Source organism: Corynebacterium sp. HMSC06D04 (assembly GCF_001807315.1).
Lineage (GTDB): Bacteria > Actinomycetota > Actinomycetes > Mycobacteriales > Mycobacteriaceae > Corynebacterium > Corynebacterium simulans.
In genome coordinates, this window is the sequence record NZ_KV788544.1 from 22,841 (window position 1) to 29,085 (window position 6,245).

Consider the following 6,245-nt stretch of genomic DNA (forward strand, 5'->3'; position numbering starts at 1 on the left):
TTGGCGCCACAATCCGGCAATTAGGGCGGCTGCTAAGACAGCTACACCGTCAAACGACCCGACAGCGCGCGGGACAGTGTCAGTTCATCCACGAACTCAAGGTCGCCGCCCAGCGGCATGCCTGATGCGAGGCGGGTGATCTTCAGATCCGGGAAGTCACGCAACAACCTCACCAGGTAGGCCGCGGTAGCCTCGCCTTCCGTATTCGGATCGGTTGCGAGGATAACCTCTTTGATCTCCGGCGTCGTGTCATACAACGGCGCGTCCGGGGTGGAATCCGCCAGCTCGCGGTCAGGCAACACACCACCGATGCGCTGCAAGAGCACGGAGATGTTGAGGTCCTTCGGGCCCACGTTCGCCAGCGGGTCCAAAGCGCCGCCTAGAACGTGGTAGCGCCCCTCATACTCACCGGTGCGCTCGATGACCTGGATGTCCTTAGGCTCTTCTACAACACAAATAGTGGATGCATCGCGCTGCGAGTTCACGCAGATTCGGCAGACTTCTTCGCGCGAGATGTTGCAACAGATACGGCAGAAAGTCACGCCATCACGTACCGCGCCGAGCGCGTTTTGCAGGCGGTCGACGTCCTCCGGATCCATGTGCAGCACGTGAAAAGCGATACGCTGCGCCGACTTCGGCCCGACACCCGGAAGGCGCGAAAACTCGTCGATGAGATCCTGCAGAGGTCCTTCGAACACGATTCTCCCTATCTATGAAATGCAAAAAGGCCGCTTCCCCCACTGCGGGGAATAACGGCCTTTTAGTTTAACGCGCGACTACTGGTTGCCGCCGAAGACATCCTGGAAGGAAGGTCCATCGTAGCCCTGCTGGGACTGGCCCATGCCCTGGGACAGCGGGCCAATCTTTTCCTGAGCCAGCTTGCCAGCGGCAGCGTGTGCTTCCTTGAAAGCGCCGATGACGAGGTCCTGGAGGGTGTCAACGTCCTCAGGGTCCACAACGGACTTATCGATCTGGAGGTCGACGAGCTCTGCGCCGCCGGTCATGACAACCTTAACCAGGCCGTTGCCTGCGGTGCCTTCAACGTGTGCGGCCAGGATTTCTTCCTGTGCCTTCTGCAGCTCAGCCTGCACGCGGGCAGCCTGTGCGAGCAGGTCGTTCATGTCATTTGCCTGGGACATTGGGTCAGTCATGGAAAGTCCTTTCAACGTAAATTTCTTTAAGATTTTCGCTACCCGTCAAGTGTACAGACGCTTAACTACAAGCGCCGTGCACCTAGCTCCTTGGTGAGCAGTTCCATCGCAACTTCCGTGGAGCTGCGGTGGTCCATCTCGCCGGCGTTTTGGGCTTCCTCCATCATTTCGCGTTCTTGTTCATCGCGGGAGTAGGCCTGTTGCGGTGGTTGCGCAGTGCTTGCCGACGCCCCCATCTCCTGGTTCTGCTGCCCCAGCCCCGGTTGGCTGGGCTGCGGGTCAGCTGGATAGTACTCCTCTGGTGGTGCCTCAAAATCGTCTTCCGGCGCTGGTTCGGGCGGCAGCGGTACACCGTTGCCGAACTGCGGAATCTTGTTGAATTCCTCGTCACGCTTCTGTGCCACCTGTGAAGCCTGCGCAATTCGCGAACGCCAGTCACCACCCTGCTGGGATGACTGCTGTGCCGGCTTCGCTGCTTGCTGACGCGGGGCCTGCACCTGCGCAGGCGGAGTAGCTTGCGGTGCAGGTTGATGCGCGCTTGCCGCCGCTGTGGCGGCCGCCGCAGCCGCCGATGCCGCAGCCGGTGTCACTGGCCCGGGGCTCTCTTCGCGAGCAGGCTCGTTGTTCTGCGTGCCGATAGGTCGCGGTGCTCCCCACGGATCATCAGATGCAGACGCAGATGCGCTGGCAGACTGCTCCGATTGCTGCTCGGGTTCAGTCTGCGGGCTAGGCCTCTCAGACTCCTGTTCTGACTCAGCGGACTCGCGCTGTTGCTGGTTTGGGTTCCACGTTGGCTGCTGCCGCGGAGTGCTTTCGCTAAAGCCTGCTGCCTTCGGGTTGGTGCCGATAATGCAGTTGACCTTGATGTCACGGCGCAGCTCTTCCTTAAGAACTGCCACGATTACATCGTTGTTGGACGGCGAATTGATTCGCTCCGCAAGGGCACCAGTGGTGTGTCCCAAAATCAATGTGTCATCACGGAAGCCAAGCACGCGCGCCTCAGCGAGCATGATCTCTGCAACCTTGTTGCGACGTCCCACGGCCGCGCGAAGGTTCGACCACTGCGAACGCACTTGCTCCGCGACATCAACTGCATGTTCCTGCGCTGGTTCCTGAGCAGACCGCTGTGCCGGTTCCTTGGCTGGTTCCTGAGCAGACTCCTGTACAGGTTGAGTCTCGGTTCGCTGCTGAGGCGCCTGTTCGGCGCGCTCAGCTGGCTGTTCCTCGGACTGCTGCGGCTGCTGTGCAGATGCCGATTGCTCCGGCTGAGCCTGCGGCGCCTGGGCCTGTTGCTGTTGTGCCTGCTGTTGAGCTTGACGGTTACGGCGAGCAGCGATGATGGCAGCCGCCGCGGCTGCAGGGTCTTGAGCTTGGGCAGTAGCGGGTGCAGGTTGGTTGGAAACTGCGGTATTTGCGTGGCCGGCAGCAGGCGTTCCATCGGAAGCGCCTTGCGGTGAGCCAGCGGGCATGCCCTGTGGCAGCGCAGCAGTCTGGCCCGCGGCGGCTGCTGCAGGCGCAGAGCCAACCAAGAGGTGAGCACACAGGATCTCCAGAAGCAGGCGCGGCGAAGTAGCGCCACGCAGCGAAGAGATGCGGCTGTTGACGGTCTCTGCCAGGTAAGCCAACTGTGGGCCGGTGAAACGCTGGGCTTGGGCCAAAAGGATTTCGCCGCGGTCGGTCGGGGCCGAGACCAAGCCGGCCTCCAAAGCACCCGGCACTGCTTGCAGAATCATGAGATCACGAAGGCGATCCAAAAGGTCGATGGTAAAGCGACGTGGCTCGTGGCCGGCTTCAATGACGTCGTCGACGATCATGAACAAGGCTGCCTTGTCTTGCTCGGCAAGCGCCTCAATGGTCTTATCCAACAGACCTAGGTCAGTCACGCCCAGCAGCGGACGCGCAATGTCATAGGTCAGACCGTCAGGCCCCGCACCAGCCAAGAGCTGATCCAGAATAGACAAAGTATCACGCGGGGAACCGCCACCGGCCTGGATGACCATGGGATACACGGAATCATCGACGTGCACGCCCTCCGAAGCCACAGTGCGCTCCAACAGGCCCTTCATGGCCGGCGGGGTCAGCAGGCGGAACGGGTAATGGTGGGTACGCGAACGAATGGTGCCGATGATCTTTTCCGGCTCGGTGGTGGCAAAAATGAAGATCACGTGCTCCGGTGGTTCCTCCACCACCTTCAGAAGCGCGTTGGCGCCCGAGGCGGAAATCATATGTGCCTCGTCGATAATGAAGATGCGATAGCGCGACTCAGCAGGTGCATAGTACGCGCGGTCACGCAGCTCACGCATGTCCTCCACACCGTTGTGGGAAGCCGCGTCAAGCTCAGTTACATCCAGATTGCCCGGGCCACCTGGTGCCAGCGAAACACAAGACTCGCACACGCCACACGGGGTAGACGTAGGCCCCTGCTCACAGTTGAGCGAGCGGGCCATAATGCGCGCTGAAGAGGTCTTGCCGCAGCCGCGCGGACCGGAAAACAGGTAGGCATGATTGATACGCCCTGCGTCGAGGGCAGCGGATAAAGGCTTGGTGACCTGCTCTTGGCCGACCACTTCCGCGAACGTTGCTGGACGATATTTCCGGTATAGAGCCACGGTTAGTCAGTCTACATTCTGTGCCCGACACTCTCCCCCGCAGCGGGCGGAGCAAGCTAGCCGGCGCGCTTCCAATCGAGGATATCGACGCCCTGTTCAGCTACTGCTTCCTGCAGCTTGGCGACGCCCTCTTCCACCGCATAGGCATATTCTGAATCGGTAAGCATCAGCAGCTGACAGACCAAAGTCAGCCGGCCGTCCTCCGGCAGCTGAGGGGTGCTACCGCCCCACAAATAAGGCGCGATCAGCAGACCATGGTGCACGTTGAGCGAATCTTCCGAAAGTATCTCCGGCAGCATGATGCCCGGCTGGGCCGGCAGCATGCCTCGGGCCTTGATCAGCTTTTCTGCAGCCGCAGTAACCGCAGCAGCTACCTCCGGCTGCGTCGCGCGCGCTACGGTCAGCAGCTCGCAACGCACATCGACGCCCTGCTCCGCATGCTTGAGCCCCGTGTCTACCTCGCCGAAGGTGGTGGTAACGGCGAGGGACTGGGCGTCGTCAAGCGCGGCTAAACCAAGCCGGCGGCCTTCCACGTTTTTAAACTCCAGCGGAACGGGAATGACCTGGCTTAGCCAGTACGAAGTCTCGTCGGAATTGATGGCTTAAGCCCCCAACTTCTCCAAAGCGGCGAGCAGCACGCAGGTTGCGACGCCGTCCATTGCAGCCTCGACCTCTTCCTGCGGTGGCAGCGAAGGTGCCAAGCGGATGTTGCGGTCATTCGGGTCCTCGCCGTGCGGGAAGGCAGAGCCAGCCTTGGTCAGCACGATGCCGGCGTCCTTCGCCAGCTCCCAGACGCGGGTGGCGGTGCCATCGACGACGTCGAGGGAGATGAAGTAGCCGCCCTTCGGCTCGGTCCACTGCGCGACCTCGTACTCGCCCAGGCGGGACTGAAGGATGCGCAGGACAGCGTTGAACTTCGGAGCCAACAGCGCCGCGTGGCGGCGCATGACCGCACGCACGCCTTCGGCGGAACCGAAGAACTGGTAGTGAGCAAGCTGGTTGATTTTATTCGGCCCAATGCCGCGAATCTTCGCGTGGGAGAGGTACCAATCCAAGTTCTCGCGGGAGGACGCGAAGAACGCAACGCCAGCTCCGGCGAAGGTGATCTTGGAGGTAGAAGACATAGCCCAGAAACGGTTCGGGTTGCCTGCCTTAGCTGCAATGTCGAGAATCGGCAGGATCTCCGGGAACTCATCGGTGAGAGTATGGACCGCGTAAGCGTTGTCCCAGATGATGCGGAAGTCTGGCGCTGCGGCTTCCATGGAGGCCAACTCTTGGGCGATCTCTTCGGAGATGGTCACGCCAGTTGGGTTACCGAACATCGGAACGGTCCACATGCCCTTGACCTGCGGGTCCTTGACCAATTCCTTGACGGCGCCGAGATCGGGGCCGTCGGAAAGCATAGGGACCGAAATCAGCTCGAAGCCGAAGTGCTCCGTGATAGCGAAGTGGCGGTCATAACCCGGAACCGGGCAGATCCACTTGACGGTCTTTTCCTGGGACCACGGACGCTCGGACTCATTGGTACCGAAAGCATAAGCCCAAGAGATGAGGTCGAACATGATGTTCAAGGAGGAGGAATCTCCAGCCAACAGCAGCTCTGGGTCGATGTTGGTCAGCTTGCCCCACAGCTCACGCAGTTCCTTGATGCCCTCAAGGTTGCCGTAGTTGCGAAGGTCGTTGCCTGCGGCGTCGGAATAGTTGCCCGCGCCTGGCAGCTCGAGCAGATCGTTGGACAGGCTCAATTGCGCCTTTGCGGGCTTGCCGCGGGTCAAATCCAGCTTCAGGCCCATAGCCTTCAGCTCCTCGTAGTCCTTACGAACCTTCGCTGCGAGTTCGTCGAGCTCAGACTTTTCGAGATTGAGCAGGGACATTCCTGTCCACCTTCCGGGTTAGTTGCGGGTAGTTGCGAATATATGGCAACCAATACTAACGCTTGCGTGCAGCTTTTGTAATGTTTATCACCCAGAAAACTTAAAAGGGACCCCGCGCACCCGTCAGAGCCTCCTGACCCTTGCTGCATTCCTGCCCTGGGGGAGTTCAGAGGATGGACGCCACGCGGAATCCTGCCGATAAGCCTAGCGCGCCTGCTACCCCTGCGGCAAACCGTTATTGCCCCCAATCGCCGCGGCCCCGCTCCTTCCCATCGCTGCGGCCGCTGTTACGGCTACTCCACTAGCGCCGGACGCAGGTCGGCCTACCCGGAGTGCGCAGTACGAATTTTTCCTTGGGGCCTGCTCGTGTAGAGTCTTCCAACGGAGGATTCGACTAGCGGCCTATGTCACACGCCTGGAACGCGTGCGGGAGTCACATCCCTCAGGGGTTCAAATCCCCTATCCTCCGCCACGGGTCCCAGCTCTTCGGAGTTGGGACCATTTGCGTTTTCTTGGGTTACGTTTTCTTAGGTCCGGCGCCACTGCCCGACACCCTCCCCCAGCTTCTTTCGCCCGACATCCCATTACGTTGTTAGCAGTTCCACCCCAGG

The 6,245-nt window shown here is 60.6% G+C and carries 5 protein-coding genes, 1 tRNA gene and 1 other RNA gene; 1 reads left to right on the plus strand and 6 read right to left on the minus strand.

Features of this window, described 5'->3' with window-relative positions:
- Window positions 1-41: 41 nt before the first annotated feature.
- The 6 genes from recR to ffs form a co-directional block, all read right to left on the minus strand.
- Window positions 42-698, minus strand: coding sequence for a recombination mediator RecR (gene recR, locus HMPREF3155_RS05710; protein ID WP_061920107.1), 657 nt, complete (start codon window positions 696-698; stop codon window positions 42-44).
- Between the two features lie 78 nt (window positions 699-776).
- Window positions 777-1,151 carry a YbaB/EbfC family nucleoid-associated protein gene (locus HMPREF3155_RS05715; protein WP_061920106.1) on the minus strand — a complete coding sequence of 125 codons (375 nt, stop codon included), beginning with the start codon at window positions 1,149-1,151 and terminating at the stop codon, window positions 777-779.
- A gap of 65 nt (window positions 1,152-1,216) precedes the next feature.
- Window positions 1,217-3,760, minus strand: a complete 2,544-nt coding sequence (locus HMPREF3155_RS05720; RefSeq protein WP_061920103.1) for a DNA polymerase III subunit gamma and tau — start codon at window positions 3,758-3,760, stop codon at window positions 1,217-1,219.
- A gap of 56 nt (window positions 3,761-3,816) precedes the next feature.
- Complete coding sequence (locus tag HMPREF3155_RS05725; RefSeq protein WP_061920101.1) at window positions 3,817-4,293, minus strand: suppressor of fused domain protein; 477 nt, start codon at window positions 4,291-4,293, stop codon at window positions 3,817-3,819.
- Window positions 4,294-4,362: 69 nt separating this feature from the next.
- The gene (locus tag HMPREF3155_RS05730) at window positions 4,363-5,634 is read right to left on the minus strand and encodes an aspartate aminotransferase type Ic (RefSeq protein WP_070432793.1); all 1,272 of its coding nucleotides are present in this window, start codon (window positions 5,632-5,634) and stop codon (window positions 4,363-4,365) included.
- Between the two features lie 100 nt (window positions 5,635-5,734).
- Window positions 5,735-5,831, minus strand: an RNA gene (ffs, locus tag HMPREF3155_RS05735) — signal recognition particle sRNA small type.
- A 186-nt stretch (window positions 5,832-6,017) separates the two neighbouring features.
- Between ffs and HMPREF3155_RS05740 the strand changes: the two genes are divergently transcribed.
- A tRNA-Ser gene (locus tag HMPREF3155_RS05740) sits at window positions 6,018-6,106 on the plus strand.
- Window positions 6,107-6,245 lie beyond the last annotated feature (139 nt).